Genomic DNA, 20,742 nt, shown 5'->3' on the forward strand with positions numbered 1-20,742 from the left:
ATTAGAAAAAAATTTTAAGACATAAATAAAAACCCAAGGGCGCCCCAAATAGGCGCCCTTTTAATTTTTAAATGGCCTATGATACACCTACTGGAAAAAACGCGTGTGTACACCCCTGAAACTCTGGGGGTGGGCGATGGCGAAAGTCAGATATCACTTTTACAGGTGCTCACGGTGATAGAGTCTGAATTTAAAGAGCAACTTGAAGAACTTCGCTCAATACGGGGTAAAGATTTGAAAATTAAAGATGTAGAACTTCAAAACCAAATGCCTGCTCCTGCAGGAAATCCACTGGTAGTACGCTCTTATGTATATAAGCTCGACAAAAAAGGAGGGTACGAAATAAGGGTTTTTGTACACTCACGCAGCAAAAAGACCGAAAATCGCGTGGCCAAGGCTACCTATGTGCTAACACCAATCGATGCGGATGCTTGAGCCTTATTTGCGCTTTTTGAAAATTCGACAATCTGCACGCGCATAAATCCATCTTCGTCTATGCGCTGAAGCGATACGACTTGCAAGCTGTTGGCCAATTCAGGATTCCAGTAGGAGCGACAGCGGATGTAATTGTCGGTGTATCCCTGAATGTAGCCTTCGCGGTTTTCCGCTTCCCACAACACTGTGCGAACTGAATTGAGTTGAGATTCCATAAAAGCGCGCTGCAGCTTAGCTGAGAGGGTGCGCAGCATTTTGTTGCGCGATTTGCGCACTTGCATGGGCACTACACCAGGCATGGAGGCTGCCGGTGTATTGTCGCGCTCTGAGTAGGTAAATACGTGCAGGTATGATATCGGAAGCGAGTGTATAAATTCATATGTCTCTGAGAAGTGTTCGTCAGTTTCACCCGGAAATCCAACGATCACATCTGCACCGATGCAAGCGTGAGGCATCAATTTTTTAATCAATTGGACGCGGTCGGCATACAGTTCACGGCGATAGCGACGTCGCATCAGGCCGAGAATGTGATTGCTGCCGCTCTGCAATGGTATGTGAAAATGTGGCACAAAGTGCTTGCTTTGCGCTACGAATTCGATGATTTCATCGCGAAGCAGGTTAGGCTCAACGCTGGAGATACGAATGCGTTCAATGCCCGGAACATTGTCAAGTGCTGTTATAAGATCAAGAAAGGTGTGGTCGTGTTTTTTATTGCCAAATTCGCCTTTGCCGTAGTCACCTGTATTTACGCCGGTGAGCACTATTTCCCTGATGCCCTGGCTGGCAATCTCTTCGGCTTTGGCAAGTACATTCTCAAGGGTGTCACTTCTCGAGATACCGCGTGCCAGCGGAATGGTGCAGTAAGAGCATTTGTAGTCGCAGCCGTCTTGCACCTTCAGAAAAGCACGTGTGCGATCGCCGATGCTGTACGAGCTCACAAAAGTGTTGGCTTCCGAGATTTCGCAAGAGTGCACGGTACCGCGGTCGCTTTTATTTAAATCCTTTATGTACCGGAGTATGTTGAATTTTTCAGTAGCGCCAAGTACGAGATCTACACCGGGAATTGCAACGATTTCTTCAGGTTTCAGCTGGGCATAGCAGCCGATTACCACTACGATGCCTTCCGGATTGGTACGCTGAGCTCGTTTTACGATTTGGCGTGTTTCGTCATCGGCATTTTGAGTGACGGAGCAGGTGTTGATCACATACACATCAGCCGGCTGTTCGAATTCCACGCGCTCAAAGCCGTTTGCCACAAAATCGCGCGCAATGGTGGATGTCTCGGCGAAATTAAGTTTGCAGCCTAATGTGTAAAATGCTACTGTCCGTCTCATCTCATTCATGGTTGCAAAGGTAAGACTTCCGCTCACTTCGTTGGCTTTCATGGTTTTAACCATTTTGGGTTTATTAACCAATTGTAAAGAAAGCTCATCAGGCAGAAAGGCCAAAGTATTTCGCTACAACGAGTCAGCAGGCATCACTTCGCTTGATCCCGCCTTTGCCCGTGCCCAAAACAACATATGGGTCGTACATCAGCTCTACAATACGCTGATGGAATACGACCAGCATCTGCAGATAAAGCCCTCTTTAGCAGAGATGCACAGCATAAGTGACGATGGACTTGAATACCGCTTCCGTCTCAGAAAGGATGTGTACTTTCACTCAAGCATTCTATTTTCACCAGATAGCACGCGCAGGCTTACTGCTCACGACGTAGCTTTCAGCCTGAAGCGACTCGCCGATCCCTCGCTGGCAGCACCAGGCAGCTGGACGATGCAGTATGTATCGGAAATCAAGGCTCTGAACGACGACAGTCTGCTGATCAGACTTCGAGAACCCTTTCCTCCGTTTTTGGGCATTCTAACGATGAAGTACTGCAGCGTAGTACCGCGGGAAATTGAAAAAATGCCCAAAGACTGGCTCAGCAAGCATCCGGTGGGTACCGGGCCGTTTTACTTAAAAGTGTGGGACGAAAATGAGGTGATGATACTGCGGAAGAATCCGCTCTATTTTGAGCGCGCTGCCGATTCAGTGAGGCTTCCGTACCTGGAAGGGATAAAAATTACTTTTACAACAGAGCGTCAAAGCGCATTTCTTGAACTGCTGAATGGGAGGATCGACATGATCAGCGGTCTGGATGCCTCTTACAAAGACGAAGTGCTCGATGTAAATGGCCAGTTGCGAGAAAAATATCGACGAGATTTTATACTTCAGAAAGCGGATTATCTCAATACGGAATACCTTGCTTTCAACCTTGAGAAGTGCAAGTCCGAAAATCTGCCCTGGGCTGATGCACGTGTAAGAAAGGCCATTAACCTGGCCATTGACAAAGAAGCCATCATCACCCACCTGCGCAACGGAGCTGGTATGCCTTCAAGGCGAGGTTTTGTTCCCCCAGTCTTAAATCCCTTGGGTTTTTACAAAGAATCTTTCGATATCGAAAAAGCCAAATCACTGCTCGCTGAAGCCGGATTTTACCAGCTTCAGCCTTCTCCGGTGCTCACTCTTAGTACCACCGCCACGTATGCCGATATGGCTGAATTAATTCAGCAAAATCTTTCAAAAATTGGCATTAGAATGCGTGTAGATATACAGCCACCGTCTACGCTCAGGCAGAATATGGCGGCCGGTTCTATAATTTTTTACAGAGGTAGCTGGATTGCTGACTACGCGGATGGAGAGAATTATCTCAGCCTTTTCTATTCGGCAAACGGACCACCCGCAGGTCCGAATTATGCACGCTTCTCAAACAAAGTGTTCGATGCTGAGTACGAAAAGCTCCAGACCATTGTCAATCCAGCCCTGAGAGCCGAACGCATAGCCGCACTTGACAGTTTGCTGATGCACCAAGCTGCCGTAATTCCACTGATGTATGACCAGGTAATTCGCATTGTGCACAAGCGGGCCGAAGGGCTGGAAATTAATCCTCTGAATCTGTTGGAATTGAGAAGACTGCGACTATAAAAGTCTTTTTATTACTTACGACCAAATAACTGTAAAAAACAAAAGAACTTCTTTTGAAATAGGTTTCAAAAAATATCAACAATCATCTTTCCTACGACCGATGTACCTTTGACCACTGATTAATTGAAGTAATGAAATTCGGTGTAGTCGTTTTTCCAGGCAGCAATTGCGATGAAGACATGGTGTATGTACTCCGCAATATTATGGGTCAAAAAGTAGTAAAGCTTTGGCATAAGGAACACGACCTGCAAGGGGTGGATATGGTGGTACTGCCTGGCGGATTTTCATACGGCGACTACTTGCGCAGCGGGGCCATCGCGCGCTTCTCACCGATTATGAACGAAGTAATCGACTTTGCCGAAAAGGGCGGCTATGTGCTTGGCGTATGCAATGGTTTTCAAATCCTCTGCGAAGCTCATCTATTGCCCGGAACATTGATGCACAATACGTCACACCTCTTTATTTGCAAAAATCAATACATCATTGCTGATAATAATGCCTCTGCCATCAATGCTGGTCTGCCGCTCGATCGTCCGCTCCTCATACCCATAGCACATGGCGAGGGCAATTATTATGCGGACGCAGAAGTCATCAAAGAACTGGAAGACCACGCACAGGTGCTCTTCAGATACTGCGATGCCAATGGAAATGTAACCCCCGAAGCCAACCCCAACGGATCAGTGAACAACATCGCTGGAGTGACCAATCGCCACCGCAACGTCTTCGGCATGATGCCCCATCCCGAACGGGCTGCTGACCCCGAGCTGGCAAATGTAGACGGCCGCCTGATTTTTGAAAGTCTTCTGAACCACTGTCTCTCCGAAGTGAAGTAGCATGCCAAAAGAGGCTAAGGTCATCTGGATGACCGGACTATCGGGTGCCGGGAAAAGTACCCTTGCCAATGCCTTAAAAAATGAACTGCAAAGCAAAGGAATCATTGCAGTAATTCTCGACGGCGATGAGCTGCGCCGGGGCATCAATAGCAATCTTGGCTTCAGCGAAAGCGACCGGATGGAAAACATCCGCCGGGCTGCCTGCATGGCTGACCTGCTTCGCAGACAAGGAATGTGGGTCATAGCTGCTCTCATTACACCTTTAGAACAGATGCGGGCAATGGCAAGGCAAATCATCGGTGAGGAAAATTTTCTGTTATTGTACATTAAAGCGCCCCTGGAAATCTGCATCGCCCGTGACCCGAAGCACTTGTATAAAAAGGCTATCAAAGGTGAAATACAAGATTTTACAGGAATATCCGCACCATTTGAAGAGCCCATCAATCCGGATTTGGTCATTGATACAGGCTCACGGCACATCGACGAATGTGTAGAAGAGATTTTACAATCTCTCTCATAACGGCTGTAGTCGATTTTATTTTAAGCCCAGATAAGTGACAAGGTTTTCTGCGTTTTAGCATCTGGTATTATTTCTGCCTTTATCCGCTTTGAGATTCTATCTTTACAGCCTTTAAGTAACGCATTTCACTCTGACCTATGCTTACCAAAGAACAAATCGCCCAACGCATTGCCAAAGAACTCAAAAACGGTTACTACGTGAACCTCGGCATTGGAATCCCAACGCTGGTAGCCAACTATGTGCCCGAAGGCATTGAAGTGGTTTTTCAGAGCGAAAATGGAATGCTTGGTATGGGCCCCTTTCCCTACGAGGGGGAAGAAGATCCGGATGTGATAAATGCCGGTAAGCAGACAGTGACAGTACTGCCGGGTGGTGTGTTTTTCGACAGCAGTACCTCCTTTGCCATGATAAGAGGTCGTCACGTACACCTCACCGTTCTGGGAGCTATGGAAGTATCTGAAAAAGGGGATATAGCCAACTGGAAAATCCCCGGAAAAATGGTCAAAGGCATGGGTGGGGCAATGGATCTGGTAGCCAGCGCCGACAACATCATCGTGGCCATGATGCACACAGATAAACATGGAAATTCCAAGCTGCTGAAAGAGTGCACTTTACCCATTACCGGTGTGCGCTGTGTAAAAAAAATCGTCACCAATCTTGCAGTACTCGATGTGACCGAACGCGGATTTGAGCTTCGCGAGCTGGCACCGGGCGTGACCGTAGAAGAAGTAAAAAAAGCCACAGAAGGCACACTCATCGTAGAAGGTGATATTCCTGAAATGCAGTTTTAACCTCCAACCCGCATTATGCTTGAGCGACTGCGCCATCACCCGGCATGGCCTGCTACCCTGATAGCGCTATTACTCATCTTTTACATCACCTACGACAAGCGATGGACCTACAGCCCCATCATCGAATGGGATGTGTGTAACTACTACAGCTACATCAAAGGCATTCTCTACGAAGGCGATCCCCACCTTCGCCTTTGGAATGTGGACACCAATCGAATGGAGCTTTACACTTACACCAGTGACCGAAGTGAAAAAATGACCGGAGGTCTCGCATTCCTCTATCTTCCGGGTGTGGCAGTGGCGCATGTAATTGCTTCTTTATCTCCAGAATTTTTAGCTGATGGCATCAGTCTGCCTTTTCGCATAGCATTACAATACAATGTGATACCCTATCTCTGGCTAGGTTTTTATTTTCTCTATCTCGTTCTTTATAAAGTAGTTAATCGACACTGGCCGGTGATACTGGCGCTTTTCACGCTCTTTTTCGGAACCAATCTCCTCTATTACAGTGCTATCGAAAATGCTATGTCGCACGCTTATACATTTTCGCTTTATTCTATCTGGCTATACCTGTCGCTTGAGTGGCTCACAAAGCCTCGTGTCTGGATTGCTATTGTAATGGGTGCGCTGGCGGGCATCATTGTGTGGATACGTCCGGTCAACATCATCCTGCTACCTGCATCCATAGGATTGTATTGGTTTCTGAAAAGTCACGATCGCAGCCCTGTCGTCTGGCGTTACTTGCCATCTCATCTTATCTGGATGATTTCTGCAGCGATCCTCATTCTCATACCCCAACTTATCTATTGGAAAGTGACTTCGGGTCGCTGGCTGGTCTATTCTTATGGCGATGAGCGGTTTTTCTTTCTTTCACCCCGCATAGCCGATGGATTCTTTAGCTGGCGTAAAGGGTGGATTCTCTATTCACCGGTATTGCTGATGCTTATTCCGGGCTTTTTGGCTTTATTGAGGAGGAGTTGGCAAGGCACAAGCATTTTTTTTGCCTCGTTTATCTTGTTTGTGTACATCACTTTTAGCTGGTGGTGCTGGTGGTATGGTGGAGGCTACAGTCAGCGTCCCATGATCGACATTTTGCCCCTGCTCGCTCTACCACTTGCAGCAGCCTGGAATCTTATACCAAGATTTATTCTTCCTTTTCGGATTGTTTTGATCATTTTCGTAGCTGCCCTGACCGCTCTAAATGCCTTTCATGTATGGCAATACAAAAACTACCTGATCCATTTCGATTCCAATACCCGAAAGTCATACCTGATGAATTTCCTGCGCACCACGCATGCCCCCGGCTGGTGGGAAGCCCTTGAAGCTCCTGATTATGAAGCTGCTAAAAAAGGTCTAAAGCGATAATTTTTTTGATTACTGCGCTTAACTTTAACCATTACCTCTCTGAGGTACTCATTGTGTTTTAGTGAATCAATAGATTTATACTAGATTAATATCAATTTACGAAGAGCTATGAATTCTAGCTAATTGTGCCAATTCTCAAATTACCTGATAAACAGACGCCTTCCTTCAAACATAGTTTAAACGATTGTAATATTTACAACTTTTCATCACTAACTCGCTCAAATTTTAGCTCTTCCATCATGTTGCTATAAAGTGTAAAAGTTTTCCCATCTGATTCGTAACGAACAATTTTTTTCAATGACGAATTAAAAAAATTTTGCACCATATTACCTTGGCACTCTATCATCGTAGTAGCTATTTGTTTAAATTTCAAACTGTTACCTTCACCAAGTTCATATTTCCCGGAGATACGATTACAGGAGTTGCTGCCACTCACTCGCTGATCGTAACTGTGTAAAATGATAAATGCTTCTGAAAATCGCTCTGAACCCAAAGTCAATTTTTTTACGTCTATACCACTTATACGAACTAATCGCCAATACACATCGGTAATGTCATCGGGCGACACTTTTACCAAAGCGTGAGTAAGCTCAGAGGCTGGCACCTCGTTGTACTTAGACGGCAGCAGCATAAGGCGACCTTCACCGACCCGAAAACTAAAATTTCCTACAGTAATGCGATTACCATCGCTCATCCACTCTGCAGTGCCCTCCGCTGTGTGAATGGAATCCCCATTTCCAATATACTGTAGGATAAGTCGGTACGAGTTGTCGCTGTGCAGCTTCAGTCGAGCAAATATCCCGTCACAATTAGAACAAGGCAAAATCCCTTTGTAATCTCCGCTCCAGTCAACTGAAGTTCTAGAATTGTCGTGACCAGCAGTAGTAGGAAGATCGTTAAGCGAATTCTGCGAAGTGCATGCTATTAATAAAAACTGTAGCCACCAAAGAGGTTGTAACTTTCATATAATCATAAATTTATTAAGAAAAATCAGGTTTAATATTTCCAAATTATTATTTTTAACAACAAATGGCAATTTTTTGATAAACGAAACTAAAAAATCAAAAAGTACCTGATTCAAAGTAAAAATAAAAACTTTAGAATTATCAAAACCGGATACTTGTAAAAAACTCTCGCTTGGAAACAAAAATCTGAATGAATACAATATGTTTGCAGCCTCTACAGTTTTCTAAACACTCTTATGAACTTATCTGAACGAATCACCAACCTACACGAAAGTCAGACCCTTGCTATGGCACGCAAAAGCCGGGAGCTTAAAGCTCGAGGCATCCAAGTTATTAATCTAAGCTTAGGCGAACCTGACTTCAATACCCCAGATTTCATAAAAGAGGCTGCCAAACGAGCAATTGATGAAAACTACTCCCACTACTCCCCTGTCTCAGGCTATTTAGAATTAAGAGAGGTCATTTCCAAAAAATTTGCGCGCGACAATGGTCTTACATATTCACCAGATGAAATTGTAGTGAGCACCGGGGCCAAGCAAAGCCTAATAAACGTGGTGATGTGTTTGGTTAACCCCGGAGATGAGGTGATCATTTTAGCTCCCTATTGGGTGTCTTACACAGCTATGGTTAAGCTTGCCGGTGGAATTCCTATATTTGTTTCAGCTGGAGTTGAGCAAGACTTTAAGCCTTCGGCTGAACAGATTGAGCGAGCCATTACACACCGCACCAAGCTTATCTTATTCAGCACACCGTGCAATCCTACAGGATCTGTATTTACATATAACGAGTTAAGCGCTCTGGCCAATGTGCTTCGTCGTCATCCAAACGTATATGCCATATCTGATGAAATTTACGAACACATTATTTTTGATGAAAAACACATAAGCCTCGCCAGTTTCGAAGGTATACGCAATCGTGTGATCACCGTCAACGGACTTTCAAAGGGATATGCCATGACGGGCTGGCGCATAGGTTTCATTGGTGCCCCACGCGAAATTGCTCAGGCCTGTGACAAATACCAAGGTCAGTATACCAGTGGCACCTGCACCATCAGCCAGCGGGCAGCTATCGCAGCCCTGGAAGCCGATCCATCAGAAATCAACTATATGAGAGATGCCTTTCGACGAAGAAGGGACATCGTTCTCGACCTGCTCGGAAAAATTCCGGGTTTTAAAGTCAATGTACCAAAAGGGGCTTTTTATGTATTTCCAGATGTATCGGAGCTGCTGGGCAAGCGCTATGGCAATCAAATCATCCGAAATACAGAAGATCTCTGTATGTACTTTCTAAATCATGCTCACGTAAGCCTGGTGACCGGCGATGCCTTCGGTGCAGAAAAGTGCATACGATTGTCATACGCTGCCTCTGAAACAGATCTGATTGAAGCAATAGCACGCATCCATCAGGCAGTAAATAATTTAACGGATTAATGTTATGCCCATTCAGACTGATATTGATTTCATCTATCAGATTTTCGAACAGAGTATAGATGACTATCACATTCACGACGATGTAAACCGACCCATTTCTGTTCCTTATGAAGAGGGTACTTTTGAATACTATCTATATCTGAAAAATGCCATAGACTGCGTACAGTGGCATCTCGAAGACCTGATCCGCGATCCGGATATAGATCCGGCGGAAGGCCTGAAAATCAAACGAAAAATTGATGCACTCAATCAGCAGCGCACAGATACGGTAGAAAAAATAGATGACTTCTACCACAATTTCTTTGCGCCTATCAAACCCCGACCCGATGCCCGGCTCAATACCGAAAGCATCGCATGGGCATTGGACAGGCTCTCCATACTAAGTCTGAAAATCTACCACATGGAAGCCGAGGTACAACGGGATGACGCTTCTGATGAACACATTGACTTCTGTCAGAAAAAACTAAGTCTTCTCTACACGCAAAAAGCTGATCTCACAACGGCCATCCGACAGCTGCTCACCGATATAGCCGAGGGAAAGCGCATTGTAAAGACCTATCGCGCAGTGAAAATGTACAACGACCCCTCGACTAATCCCGTTTTGTACCGAAAAAATTCAAAAGACTAATCCGATGAAAGTGCTTGCCATTCGCTTCTCAGCTATGGGCGATGTGGCACTATTGGCAGCTGCAGCCAAGGCATGGCTTATGCATCGCTCGGACGCCGAATTGATTGTGTGCTCTCGACCAATGTTTGAACCTCTGTTTGAGCAGATCGACCGGTGTTTTTTTTTCGGGGCTGATGTCAGAAAGCACTACAAAGGTCTTTTGGGAATGAAAATACTGGCCGACCATCTGGTGAATGAATTTGATTTCGACCATGTGGCCGATCTTCACGACGTGCTGCGCAGCAGAATGTTGAGCACATTTCTTCGCTTTCAGGGATTTCCGATTACACGGATCAAAAAGGACAGAATCCAAAAAAAAAGACTGACCAGTCGCACCAATAAGCAACTCACCCCGCTAAAACACACGGTGCAGCGCTATCTCGATGCATTGCCGGGCGAGGTGCAGTGGAATGATGCTCACCTTCCAGTTTTTTCGCCGATCAAAAACCAGTCTGAGATGGCAAAACCTGTGGTAGGCATCGCTCCGTACGCCAAGCATCCTACCAAGCAGTGGCCTGAAAACAGAATGGTGGAGCTGGTGAAAAAACTTACCGAAAGAGGTATTCGTTGCCTCCTCTTTGGCACCATTGCTGAGCGTCACCATTTTAAATCCTTTTTCAAGACCAATAGTCTGGTAGAAATGGTACCCGACAACTGTTCGCTGAAAGAAGAGATTCAACACATCCGAAAGCTCGATGCTTTTGTGGCAATGGATTCATTTAATATGCATCTGGCCACGCTATGTGGAATACCGGTGGTAAGTATCTGGGGTTCGACACATCCGTTTGCGGGGTTTTCGCCTTTAGGGGAGTCTGCCCGGCACATCGTTCAGATCGAACTCGAATGCCGTCCTTGCTCTGTGTATGGCAATAAACCGTGCTACCGTGGCGACCACGCTTGTATGCAGAGTATATCTGTAGAGCGGGTTTTTAAAGAAATAATTGGTGTTTTGTAAGGCCCCGAATCTTTTATAATCACCTTGTAAAGCCTTCATTATCAAAAATAACCATCAAATTAGAATGGAATCAGCATTAGCATAGCGCACCTCATCTATTGGTTTTTTAAATGACTATTAAATACGATAATCTGACCAGCAACTAAGAAATCATTAGACGAATAAAGTTAAAGATTTTTTAAATATAATTTCACATGTGAAATTTTATTTTACAAGTAATATTCTGTTTTTTAATGTAAAAAGTAATTTATTGAAATATTTTTTCATATTTGATTGAAATTTCTATTTTACTTTAGTGAATCAAAATGTCTAACCTTAAATCTAAAGCCATGGAAAAGAAAACCCACGTACATAACTTAATCATCCTCGATGAAAGCGGTTCAATGAGCTCAATCAAAAGTTTAATCATCTCAGGGTTTAATGAGCTTATTCAATCCATCAAAGAAACTCAAAGAGTAAAGTCAGAACTCGAACACACCATTTCATTCTTTTCATTTAACAGTAATGGAATAAAAGAGCATTACTTCATGGTAACTGTTGACGATACTATTCAAGAGATAAATTCTTCGAATTACAATCCTCATTCAATGACGCCCTTGTACGACGCAATGGGTTTTAGTATTACAAAATTGCGTAACGCTTTAGAAAATCATGATAACTATGAAGTTTTAGTAACTATTCTTACAGATGGATTAGAGAATCATTCGACAGAATACACGGCAGATGCAATTAAAAAATTAGTAGAAGAACTAAAAGCTAAAGGTTGGACTTTCACCTACATTGGTACTGATCACGATGTATATTCACAAGCTCATAATATCGCTGTTACTAATATATTGTTTTTTAATAAAACTGAAATGAATATTAAAGAAATGTTTGAAAAAGAAAAGAAAAGTAGACAAAGATATTATTATAAAATTATGGAAAATAAAAAAGAAAATATGAACAAAGATTTTAATGATAAATTCTATGAAGACGAAGATATTCCGAAGGAGAATAATTGAGGAAATGATTCCCCAAAATAAGTTTATAATGTTTAATAAAAGTTTTAAAATTTTAACTTTATGAAAAACTTTTTTACTAAAGAAGTATTTGAGGAAGAAGATAAAAAATTAAAAGAATTGTTCTTCCCGGTAGAACTATGTGAAATAAATGTGCGTTTGCCTGACAAAAACATGATATTTGCAAAAACATTTAAAGGAGTAGTTCGTACCGATACTAAATACATTTTTTCTGTGCTTTCAGATGTTTATAAACTCATTACAAATGAAGAAGCACTCATTTTAGGAAAATAAATTTTCAACCTTTTATTTAAAAATATAAATATAGATGAAATAAAGCCATATCGAATCATACATTCTAATTCATTTGGAATGTGTAGAATGCAGCTAACAAGAGAATCTTTAAACCTTATGGTTTTTTAACAAGATGAATGGTTGCCTTTTATTCAGGTTTCTAACAGTCACAATAAAGTTCATTTACTCAAGTTTGATTAAGGTTTTGTGAGAAAGCTTTGTATGAATGGAATAATCTTTCAAAAAGACGCTGTAGAAATCAAGATAAATCACAGTAAGAATGAAAAATTTAATTTAAAAATCATCGAATGATTGAGAAATTTCGAATTTACTTCGATTGCTTTTTCATCATACCTAAAAGAATTAAAAAAAATCGGCTTTGATAGATCGTATTTAGTCCCTCTGACTTGTAAGATATTCAATTTAAACTTTGTACTTGAAGCAGATTGGATAAAAAATAGTTTTTTGGATAGATTTAAAATAGAAAAAAGATTGAAAAAGATAGACAGGAATTTCAAAAATTGAATTACTTAATTAACAAGTTAAGTGAAGAGTATTTTACAGAATTAGGAAATAATATGTATGCAGCGTTGAATGTGTTAACAGATTTAGTTTCAAATTACCCGAACGAAGTAAAAAAATTTAAACAATTCGCCCAATATTCAGACTTTTACTTTTTTAGACCTACGCAGTGGATGATTGAAATGAATGAAAGAAATCTTAATGATAATAAGCACTTTGCTGATTATCTAGGAGAGTATTTAAAATATCATAATTACTAAAAAGAGAACAAATTAAGTTTTTATCCAAATTAAATGTCTAACATTAGTTAAATTAAAAAAAAAAAAAAAAAACTAAAATTGTTTAAGTCAAAATTTTTTAGCAGCAGCCATGAATAAAAGATAGCATACAGATGCTTTAAGTCACTTGTGTTTCTAGAAGGGATGGAATATTTTTGCTTTTATGATAAAAATCCTCCTGAGAAAATTTGGTGCGCTCCTGCTGACGCTGGCTATGGTCAGTGCGCAGACTGGGGTGGTCATTTCGTTTCACTACTGTAAGGGGGAGCTGGTCGAATCTTCGGTTTACCTTCCGGTAGAAGAATGCGGGGGTGAAAGTAATTATGCAGCTTCATGCCAATCCGTCGGTGATGAAGGTCTTTGTACTACACAAATCTATAATGACTGCTGCACGACTGAGGTCATAGCGCTGCAAGCTGATCACAATCTGCAGCAGAGCAAAAAGTCTGAAATACCCCATTTTTTTCCGGATAAGGCTTCATATGAGTTAATTGCTAAGTTTCCGGTTTGGACTCCATCTATTGAAGAGCCTCTCAAAGATGTACCAGCCGGTCGGACGGTACCTCTTTACATATCATTGCATCGGCTGATTTATTACGGATAATACTACACTGATCGCTTCTTAGTTGCTTTCCCGGCTCTTTTCAGGCTATTGCTTACTCAAATGGTTTCTGAAAGTATATGACTGCATGGATGAGGGTAATAGAACAGCCCTTTTAGAAAGTTGCAACACTTTCGGGGATGCCATCGAGAGATCGAAATGAAGGAAATGGTCGGCACCTGCCCGCGTGAGGTGCCTGGAGGGTGCCGGCGAAGCCGGCAGTGCGATGCGCAGCGAAGCACGGAAGCGAAGCGTACCCCGGAAGGGACCGACCCAGACAGAGCGCGCCTGAGCGCTCTGTCTGGGACACGCCCAAAAAAATCAAAATCAAAATCAAAATTGAAATCAATCATTCATTCCAATAAAAATTTGACAGATATGAAAAAAATTCTCGTTATACTGCTGATCATCCTTGGTTATCAGGTATTTTCTCAAAAGAGGGTGGAAGCCACCATCCATGTGGATGGGGTATGTGATATGTGCAAAAAGCGCATTGAGCGTGCGCTGGATGTGCCGGGAATCACCTTTGCCGAATGGGATAAGAAAACTCATAAGCTCTACGTGGTGTATCGGCCTAAAAAAATCAGCGAAGAGCGCATTCACCAGCTGCTCAACGAGGCTGGACATGATACCGAAAAATCCAAAGCGCCGGACGATCGCTATGAAACTGTGGCGGAGTGCTGCCGCTACCGCGACGAAAACAATCCTCATAAAAAAGGTCACTAAAAGCCTTTAGAAATGAGGATGTTCAGAATTTTTTGGGCAGTGTTATTCACTGCCCTTCTCTGGCCTGTGGCCGCACAGAAGGTGACAGGGCGGGTCTTTGCCGATGAAAATGGGAGGCTTGAGCCACTGCCGTATGCCAATGTCTTCTGGAAAGTGGACAAATCGGGTACGGTGACCGATGAAAACGGCCTTTTTACCATTGACCGGCCGGCGAAAAACGATACATTGGTGGTGAGTTTTGTGGGATATAAGCGGCTGGAGCTGTATCTGCGGCCGGGAGTGAGGCAGCTTGACTCCCTCATCTTGCGTCCGGGTAATCTACTGGCAGAAGTGGAAATCCGGGAAGTAATCAAAGGGATCGAACTCGACCCAAGAGCTGTGCAACTGACACAAACCATCGGAAAAAAAGAACTGCTGAAGGCAGCCTGCTGCAATTTGTCGGAGAGCTTTGAGACCAATCCGGTGGTGGAGTCAAGCTTTACAGATGCCATAAGCGGAATACGACAAATCGAGCTACTTGGCCTGTCGGGCAAATACACGCTGCTACAAACGGAAAATATACCAACCGGGCGAGGCATGAATCAACTGCTTGCACTGGCCTCCATACCAGGGCCGTGGATTGAATCCATACAGCTGACCAAAGGTATCGGCAGTGTGGTCAATGGGTTTGAAAGCATGACCGGCCATATCAATGTAGAGCTGCTGAAGCCTGAATCAGCCCCCTACCTGCACCTGAACGGATATGTAAACAATGCACTGCGAATGGAAGCCAACGCTCTGCTGGGCAGTGTGGTGACGGATCACCTTTCGCAGCACACGCTCATTCACCTGAATTCCAGTCCCCTACCCTGGGATATGAATGGTGACAACTTCATGGACATGCCTATCGGCCAACAGGTGAATCTGCAGAACAAATGGAAGTACTCCGACGGACATCGATTTGAAGGACAAGCCGGATTGCGCCTGTTAAACGACAGCAGGGCGAGCGGAACGATGGAAACACCGCTCTTTGGTGAACTTACAAATGTCCAATGGCCCTACAGGGCAAGAGAGCGCAGGTGGGAATTTTTCACGAAGAATGCTTTTGTATTTCAGACCGAAAAACCATCTTCCTTAGGCCACATTGTAAGCATACACCAGCACACATCGGACAGACTGTATGGCACAAGACAATTTGACGGACATCAATGGAGCCTGTATCAAAATCTCATCTACCAATCAGGAGATCAGACCAGTGCATGGATACTTAAAGCCGGGCTGTCACAGCAGATCGATCGAGTATATGGGGCTTTTACAGATTCGACCGGTGTGCAGGCCTACGACCAGCGCACGGAAGCGGTGCACGGGGCTTTTGTAGAGATGGCATGGATGCCCTCTGAAAAGTTTTCGGCTGTGATGGGAGGGAGGATTGATTATTCCAACTTGTTCGAATGGTTTGCCACACCTCGTCTGCACGTTCGGTATGCACCCTTTGAAAACACGGTGATTCGCGGACATGTGGGTTCCGGACGACGCACACCGCTGCTGGCGCTGGAAAGTGCGCAGGCACTGATGTCAAACCGACGAGTTTTTATCACCGGCCAGCTACAGCAGGAGCATGCCCTAAATGCCGGACTGAGCATGCAGCAAGATTTCAGGCTAAATTACCGCAAGGGTACGATTACGGCAGATATTCAACGTACGTATTTCTACAACCAGTTTGTCCAGGACTATGACCTGCATGCTCTGGAATATCACGGCTATTTCAATCGTGGCTCTACGGCAGACCACCTGATGCTGCAGCTCGACTATGAGCCCATGCGCCGGCTTGAGACCCGACTTGCCTACAGACGGCAGTGGGTGTTTACGGAATTTACACATCAGCGGCTCGAAACTCCCTTTGTGGCTCCCGAGCGTTGGTTTGCCAACATAGCCTATGCCACGCGGGGCAACTGGAAATTTGACCTGACAGTGAATTATTTCAAATCCAGACGACTGCCACAAACAGCCGAGAAGGGACCATTGCGCGTCGATGACCGCTCACCTGACTTCTGGATCGTAAATGGCCAGATCAATTATACGCTGAAAAAAGGCGAAATCTATCTCGGCGTGGAAAATCTCTTAGACCTTCGCCAGCTGAATCCGGTGATATCGGCGGGCGATCCGCTACATCCGGCATTTGACGCTACCATCGTTTGGGGTCCGATTTTTGGCCGGATGGTATATGTGGGGATAAACTGGAATCTGTTTTAGAAGCCTGCATCTTTAATCGATTTGTAAATAGACCTGAATCGACCCGTGTCGATTCAGGTTTTTATGCAAAAGCTGGTCATGTTTTATTTCACTTTTCATAAGCTAAAAGAAGTCAAATGTTTGCAGATATTAGATAATAAATTCTGCCGAATGAAATCCCCTCACATTGTGGTCATAGGCTGTGGATTTGCTGGATTGGAGCTCATCAAGCATCTGAACAAGTCGCCTTACAAGATTACAGTCCTTGACAAAAACAATTATTTCAACTTTCAGCCCCTTATGTACCAGGTAGCCTCCGGAGGTCTTGGCGCTGACGCTATTGCCTATCCGCTGCGCAAAATCATCAGCAAGATGCCCAACGTTACGTTCAGAATGGCAGAGGCTACTTCAGTAGATCTGAACAATAAGGTAGTCAAAACATCCATAGGCGATATTACGTACGATTATTTGTGCATTGCCACTGGTGCGAAGACAAATTTTTTTGGTAATGAGGTTCTGGAATCTCATTGTATGCAACTCAAATCTATACCCGATGCTCTGGATATTCGCAGTGACATTTTACAGGAATTTGAAAAGGCACTAAGCGAGAGCGATGCAAACAAAATCCGGCGCATTCTCAATTTTGTGATTGTGGGTGGAGGTCCGACAGGAGTAGAAACTGCCGGAGCGCTTGCAGAAATCAAAAATCATGTGATACCGGCCGATTATAGGGAATTAGACCCGTCGTTGATGCGCGTGTATCTCATCGAAGCATCACCGAGAATCCTGTCGGCTATGAGCGAAATATCATCAATAAAAGCTGAGATGTATTTAAAAAAACTGGGAGTTCATGTGCTTACAAACACGGCTGTAACATCATTTGATCCAGCTCATGGAAAATTAAACCTTAGCGATGGCAGAACACTTGAGACTGAAACAGTCATCTGGACGGCAGGTGTAATGGGTAAGACCATAGACGGAATAGCCAATCATCTCATAGCGCGTGGTAATCGATACAAAGTGGATCAATACAACAGACTCGAGGGTTATAAAGAAATATTTGTAATAGGAGATGTAGCCTACATGACAGCCGATAAAGATTATCCTAACGGACATCCGATGGTAGCTACGGTAGCCCAACAGCAAGGCAGGAATCTGGCTAAAAACTTACTTCGATTATTTTATGACAAACCTTTGTGTCCCTTCCGGTACTTTAATAAGGGTAGTATGGCGACCATCGGAAGGCACAAGGCCGTGCTTGAAATTGGTGCTTTAAAAGTACAAGGCTATTTAGCCTGGTTTGGATGGATGTTTTTACATCTGATGCTTCTTGTGGGATTTAGAAATCGAGTGGTTGTATTTGTGAATTGGCTGTGGAGTTATTTTACCTATCAAAGAGCTATTCGACTAATTATTAGACCTTTTGAGTCGCATATTAGATAATTTTTTTCTGTTTTAACAATATCTAACTACCGTTTAGTATTTCTCAATCGAGGCACCACTGCTTTCGAATCCGAATTGTAAAAAAACTATTTTTAGACCGGAAATTTCAAATCAATTTTTAGAATGCAATGGACAACTATTGTGAATACATTTTGAATCATATTTAAGAATACTTTTGTGTAAAATGCTATTATTATGGATAAAAAAATTTACATCCCAGAAAGTGAAACGCCAAAGCAGTGGTATAACATCCTGGCAGATATGCCCAATAAGCCCATGCCACCCTTGCATCCGGCGACAAAGCAACCCATCAATCCGGCGGATCTTGCCCCGTTATTTCCTGAAGCTTTGATTAAGCAGGAAATTTCTACAGAACAATTCATTGATATACCGGAAGAGGTTTTGGATATCTATAAATTGTGGAGACCTACTCCGCTAATACGTGCATATAATTTGGAGAAAGCATTAGACACGCCAGCGAAGATATACTACAAGTACGAAGGGGTAAGTCCTAGTGGCTCCCATAAGCCGAATACCGCAGTTGCCCAGGCATATTACAATAAAAAAGAAGGTGTTCGTAAACTTACCACGGAAACAGGTGCAGGACAGTGGGGTACTGCCTTATCATTCGCATGTAATAAGGTTGGTTTAGAATGTGATGTGTATATGGTGAAGGTCAGTTATGACCAAAAACCCTACAGGAAGGTTATCATGAAAACATTTGGCGCCAATGTCTATGCATCGCCTACAGATAGAACTCAGGCCGGTCGCAATATCCTCGAAAAAGACCCGTCCAATCCCGGTAGCTTGGGCATAGCTATTTCAGAAGCCATTGAAATAGCCGCATCGGATCAGCATACTAAGTATGCGTTGGGAAGTGTGTTGAATCACGTCTTGCTTCACCAGACAATTATAGGTGAGGAGTGTATCAAACAATTAGAACTCGCTGGAGATTTTCCCGACATAGTGATTGCACCACTAGGGGGAGGCTCCAATTTTGCGGGAATTTCATTTCCATTTCTCCGATATAATCTGACAGAAGGCAAAAAGATTAGGTGTATTGCTGCCGAGCCGGCTTCGTGCCCTAAGCTCACCAAAGGCAAGTTTATGTACGACTTTGGAGATACGGCAGGCTATACCCCTCTTTTACCTATGTTTACATTAGGGCATAACTTCATGCCGGCATCTATTCACGCTGGTGGCTTGAGATATCATGGTGCCAGTGTGTTGTGCAGTCAGCTTTTAAAAGACGGTCTCATTGAAGCCGTGGCCTTACAACAGACCGAATGTTTTCGTGCCGGACTGCTTTTTGCCCGCACCGAAGGCATACTACCAGCCCCTGAAGCCACCCACGCCGTAGCCCAAGTGATTCGTGAAGCCCAAGCTGCTAAGGAAGAAGGGCGATCGAAAACCATTTTATTTAACCTATGTGGACATGGCTACTTTGATCTTCAGGCATATAATGACTTTTTAGAAGGAAAGATTACTGATCATTATTTAACCGATGAAGAGCTTCAGAGAAACCTGGTAGAATTGGAAAAATTTCAACCAGCTTAAAATGGTGGATATATATCAATAATTACTATCACGGTCTCGCCTGATTATTGCTACAGAAAGTTGATTTCAATTAAATATGTATGTTTTATAAAAATCATAAAAACCCCGTTAATGTCGGGGTTTTTTATTTTACTCAGATGTAAATACCAGTTGAAATTTTAGGCGTTTTTATTCTAATGAGCGTTGATAAATTTGGTTAGAAACCCCAGCCTAATTGAAGACCTAAACTCAGGGTAGTGGGCAGATTACCTCCAAATCTGAATGGAAAAGGAAGAGAGACAGAAAAATTAGAATTTTTAAGGTGAAAAAGCGTTCTACCTATTACAGGTGTGAATCCCACTTGGCCATTAGATTCAAAAGCTATTCTTGCTGAAAACCCATAATGCTCAGAGAAAGTATAGGTAAATCCCGGGTGAAACAAAAGACCAGAAGTAGAAATTAAATTATTGTCTTAAACTAAATGTCCCTTCAGTCGAACACTGGGAACAAATTCTATTGAAAACGCAAAGTTTTTCGCAACCCAAAAATTTACTCCTACCGGAAAGCCAACGCTATGAAGTGGAAGTATATCCGTATTTCCCTTTTTAAAATCATAATCTACAATATGCGTGACAACGCTGAAGTACGCTCCTACTCTGGGGTTTGAGATAAATGTTTCCTCGTAATTTTGACCGTAAAGTTTAGAAGTAAGAGTTGACAGTGAGAGTATTAATGTACAGTAAGCTCTGACATAAAAGAGCTTGTTTTTTGAAAATTGAAATTGCATAATAACGCCTAAGTAAGCGATGCAATAAAATGAATTTTCTATAATCATGCAACAATGTTGCATTTGAAGAGATACGAAAATCCTCATCAAAAAAAAATCCCTGACTAAAAGTCAGGGATTCAATTCAATTTCAAGTCAATAAAGATTAAGGAGGGCAGCGACATACTCTCCCGGCGGATTGCCAGTACCATCTGCGCTGGTGGGCTTAACTTCTCTGTTCGGAATGGGAAGAGGTGATCCCCACCGCAATAGCCACCCTCGAAGTCGTCTGTGTCAGTTTTTTGATTTGATTTGTTTTGCGTTGTGACTGACACCAATTCGGTTTTCGGCCTTTTCCATATCGGCATATGAAGCAGAGATAACGGACTGTGTGAGGAAGTTTACGGGTAATTAGTACTGCTCGGCTATGACATTACTG

18 protein-coding genes and 1 rRNA gene are annotated in these 20,742 nt (G+C 43.4%); 16 read left to right on the forward strand and 3 right to left on the reverse strand.

All coding sequences use genetic code 11. The features are described 5' to 3' along the window. Positions 1-78 precede the first annotated feature (78 nt). Positions 79-435 (forward strand): hypothetical protein, encoded by a 357-nt coding sequence (locus tag ACK4EX_RS08455; protein WP_409771737.1) that lies wholly within the window; start codon positions 79-81, stop codon positions 433-435. On the opposite strand, the gene mtaB is transcribed toward ACK4EX_RS08455, so the two are convergent. Beyond that, positions 402-1,820, reverse strand: a complete 1,419-nt coding sequence (gene mtaB / locus ACK4EX_RS08460; RefSeq protein WP_409771740.1) for a tRNA (N(6)-L-threonylcarbamoyladenosine(37)-C(2))-methylthiotransferase MtaB — start codon at positions 1,818-1,820, stop codon at positions 402-404. The genes ACK4EX_RS08455 and mtaB overlap by 34 nt on opposite strands. Between mtaB and ACK4EX_RS08465 the strand changes: the two genes are divergently transcribed. The 5 genes from ACK4EX_RS08465 (at position 1,819) to ACK4EX_RS08485 (ending at position 6,908) form a co-directional block, all read left to right on the forward strand. Next, positions 1,819-3,399, forward strand: a complete 1,581-nt coding sequence (locus ACK4EX_RS08465; RefSeq protein WP_409771742.1) for an ABC transporter substrate-binding protein — start codon at positions 1,819-1,821, stop codon at positions 3,397-3,399. The genes mtaB and ACK4EX_RS08465 overlap by 2 nt on opposite strands. Before the next feature lie 131 nt (positions 3,400-3,530). Further along, on the forward strand, positions 3,531-4,232 hold the full coding sequence (gene purQ / locus ACK4EX_RS08470; protein WP_409771744.1) for a phosphoribosylformylglycinamidine synthase subunit PurQ: 702 nt from the start codon (positions 3,531-3,533) through the stop codon (positions 4,230-4,232). Position 4,233: 1 nt separating this feature from the next. Continuing rightward, positions 4,234-4,752 carry an adenylyl-sulfate kinase gene (gene cysC / locus ACK4EX_RS08475; protein ID WP_409771746.1) on the forward strand — a complete coding sequence of 173 codons (519 nt, stop codon included), beginning with the start codon at positions 4,234-4,236 and terminating at the stop codon, positions 4,750-4,752. Between the two features lie 137 nt (positions 4,753-4,889). Continuing rightward, positions 4,890-5,543 carry a CoA transferase subunit B gene (locus ACK4EX_RS08480; protein ID WP_409771748.1) on the forward strand — a complete coding sequence of 218 codons (654 nt, stop codon included), beginning with the start codon at positions 4,890-4,892 and terminating at the stop codon, positions 5,541-5,543. Between the two features lie 15 nt (positions 5,544-5,558). Continuing rightward, the gene (locus ACK4EX_RS08485) at positions 5,559-6,908 is read left to right on the forward strand and encodes a hypothetical protein (RefSeq protein WP_409771750.1); all 1,350 of its coding nucleotides are present in this window, start codon (positions 5,559-5,561) and stop codon (positions 6,906-6,908) included. Positions 6,909-7,101: 193 nt separating this feature from the next. Here the strand turns inward: ACK4EX_RS08485 and ACK4EX_RS08490 are convergent, their stop codons facing one another. After that, positions 7,102-7,731: an META domain-containing protein gene (locus ACK4EX_RS08490; RefSeq protein WP_409771752.1), complete on the reverse strand. Its 630-nt coding sequence runs from the start codon at positions 7,729-7,731 to the stop codon at positions 7,102-7,104. A gap of 378 nt (positions 7,732-8,109) precedes the next feature. Here ACK4EX_RS08490 and ACK4EX_RS08495 point away from each other — a divergent pair, with 378 nt between their 5' ends. The 10 genes from ACK4EX_RS08495 (at position 8,110) to ACK4EX_RS08540 (ending at position 19,558) form a co-directional block, all read left to right on the forward strand. Next, the gene (locus ACK4EX_RS08495; protein ID WP_409771754.1) at positions 8,110-9,303 is read left to right on the forward strand and encodes a pyridoxal phosphate-dependent aminotransferase; all 1,194 of its coding nucleotides are present in this window, start codon (positions 8,110-8,112) and stop codon (positions 9,301-9,303) included. A 4-nt stretch (positions 9,304-9,307) separates the two neighbouring features. Further along, positions 9,308-9,931, forward strand: coding sequence for a DUF4254 domain-containing protein (locus ACK4EX_RS08500; RefSeq protein WP_409771757.1), 624 nt, complete (start codon positions 9,308-9,310; stop codon positions 9,929-9,931). Positions 9,932-9,935: 4 nt separating this feature from the next. Beyond that, positions 9,936-10,925, forward strand: a complete 990-nt coding sequence (locus ACK4EX_RS08505; RefSeq protein WP_409771759.1) for a glycosyltransferase family 9 protein — start codon at positions 9,936-9,938, stop codon at positions 10,923-10,925. Between the two features lie 329 nt (positions 10,926-11,254). Then, positions 11,255-11,929, forward strand: a complete 675-nt coding sequence (locus ACK4EX_RS08510; protein WP_409771762.1) for a VWA domain-containing protein — start codon at positions 11,255-11,257, stop codon at positions 11,927-11,929. A gap of 60 nt (positions 11,930-11,989) precedes the next feature. Next, positions 11,990-12,220: a hypothetical protein gene (locus tag ACK4EX_RS08515; protein WP_409771763.1), complete on the forward strand. Its 231-nt coding sequence runs from the start codon at positions 11,990-11,992 to the stop codon at positions 12,218-12,220. 963 nt (positions 12,221-13,183) lie between these two features. Beyond that, on the forward strand, positions 13,184-13,624 hold the full coding sequence (locus ACK4EX_RS08520; RefSeq protein WP_409771765.1) for an HYC_CC_PP family protein: 441 nt from the start codon (positions 13,184-13,186) through the stop codon (positions 13,622-13,624). Between the two features lie 375 nt (positions 13,625-13,999). Continuing rightward, the gene (locus ACK4EX_RS08525; RefSeq protein ID WP_409771768.1) at positions 14,000-14,347 is read left to right on the forward strand and encodes a heavy-metal-associated domain-containing protein; all 348 of its coding nucleotides are present in this window, start codon (positions 14,000-14,002) and stop codon (positions 14,345-14,347) included. 18 nt (positions 14,348-14,365) lie between these two features. Continuing rightward, the gene (locus tag ACK4EX_RS08530) at positions 14,366-16,579 is read left to right on the forward strand and encodes a TonB-dependent receptor (RefSeq protein WP_409771771.1); all 2,214 of its coding nucleotides are present in this window, start codon (positions 14,366-14,368) and stop codon (positions 16,577-16,579) included. A gap of 150 nt (positions 16,580-16,729) precedes the next feature. Beyond that, the gene (locus ACK4EX_RS08535; protein ID WP_409771773.1) at positions 16,730-18,001 is read left to right on the forward strand and encodes an NAD(P)/FAD-dependent oxidoreductase; all 1,272 of its coding nucleotides are present in this window, start codon (positions 16,730-16,732) and stop codon (positions 17,999-18,001) included. A gap of 195 nt (positions 18,002-18,196) precedes the next feature. Then, a complete protein-coding gene (locus ACK4EX_RS08540; protein WP_409771775.1) occupies positions 18,197-19,558 on the forward strand; it encodes a TrpB-like pyridoxal phosphate-dependent enzyme in 1,362 nt (453 codons plus the stop codon). Between the two features lie 915 nt (positions 19,559-20,473). Here ACK4EX_RS08540 and rrf read toward each other — a convergent pair. After that, a 5S ribosomal RNA gene (rrf, locus tag ACK4EX_RS08545) occupies positions 20,474-20,584 on the reverse strand. Between the last annotated feature and the right edge of the window lie 158 nt (positions 20,585-20,742).

This window comes from Thermaurantimonas sp. (genome assembly GCF_046299575.1).
Lineage (GTDB): Bacteria > Bacteroidota > Bacteroidia > Flavobacteriales > Schleiferiaceae > Thermaurantimonas.

Bases quoted from the DNA above. Each gene is read 5' to 3' on its own strand.
- ACK4EX_RS08455 (WP_409771737.1), top strand. From the start codon at position 79: ATGATACACCTACTGGAAAAAACGCGTGTGTACACCCCTGAAACTCTG.
- ACK4EX_RS08465 (WP_409771742.1), top strand. From the start codon at position 1,819: ATGGTTTTAACCATTTTGGGTTTATTAACCAATTGTAAAGAAAGCTCA.
- mtaB (WP_409771740.1), bottom strand. From the start codon at position 1,820: ATGAAAGCCAACGAAGTGAGCGGAAGTCTTACCTTTGCAACCATGAAT.
- purQ (WP_409771744.1), top strand. From the start codon at position 3,531: ATGAAATTCGGTGTAGTCGTTTTTCCAGGCAGCAATTGCGATGAAGAC.
- cysC (WP_409771746.1), top strand. From the start codon at position 4,234: ATGCCAAAAGAGGCTAAGGTCATCTGGATGACCGGACTATCGGGTGCC.
- ACK4EX_RS08480 (WP_409771748.1), top strand. From the start codon at position 4,890: ATGCTTACCAAAGAACAAATCGCCCAACGCATTGCCAAAGAACTCAAA.
- ACK4EX_RS08485 (WP_409771750.1), top strand. From the start codon at position 5,559: ATGCTTGAGCGACTGCGCCATCACCCGGCATGGCCTGCTACCCTGATA.
- ACK4EX_RS08495 (WP_409771754.1), top strand. From the start codon at position 8,110: ATGAACTTATCTGAACGAATCACCAACCTACACGAAAGTCAGACCCTT.
- ACK4EX_RS08500 (WP_409771757.1), top strand. From the start codon at position 9,308: ATGCCCATTCAGACTGATATTGATTTCATCTATCAGATTTTCGAACAG.
- ACK4EX_RS08505 (WP_409771759.1), top strand. From the start codon at position 9,936: ATGAAAGTGCTTGCCATTCGCTTCTCAGCTATGGGCGATGTGGCACTA.
- ACK4EX_RS08510 (WP_409771762.1), top strand. From the start codon at position 11,255: ATGGAAAAGAAAACCCACGTACATAACTTAATCATCCTCGATGAAAGC.
- ACK4EX_RS08515 (WP_409771763.1), top strand. From the start codon at position 11,990: ATGAAAAACTTTTTTACTAAAGAAGTATTTGAGGAAGAAGATAAAAAA.
- ACK4EX_RS08520 (WP_409771765.1), top strand. From the start codon at position 13,184: ATGATAAAAATCCTCCTGAGAAAATTTGGTGCGCTCCTGCTGACGCTG.
- ACK4EX_RS08525 (WP_409771768.1), top strand. From the start codon at position 14,000: ATGAAAAAAATTCTCGTTATACTGCTGATCATCCTTGGTTATCAGGTA.
- ACK4EX_RS08530 (WP_409771771.1), top strand. From the start codon at position 14,366: ATGTTCAGAATTTTTTGGGCAGTGTTATTCACTGCCCTTCTCTGGCCT.
- ACK4EX_RS08535 (WP_409771773.1), top strand. From the start codon at position 16,730: ATGAAATCCCCTCACATTGTGGTCATAGGCTGTGGATTTGCTGGATTG.
- ACK4EX_RS08540 (WP_409771775.1), top strand. From the start codon at position 18,197: ATGGATAAAAAAATTTACATCCCAGAAAGTGAAACGCCAAAGCAGTGG.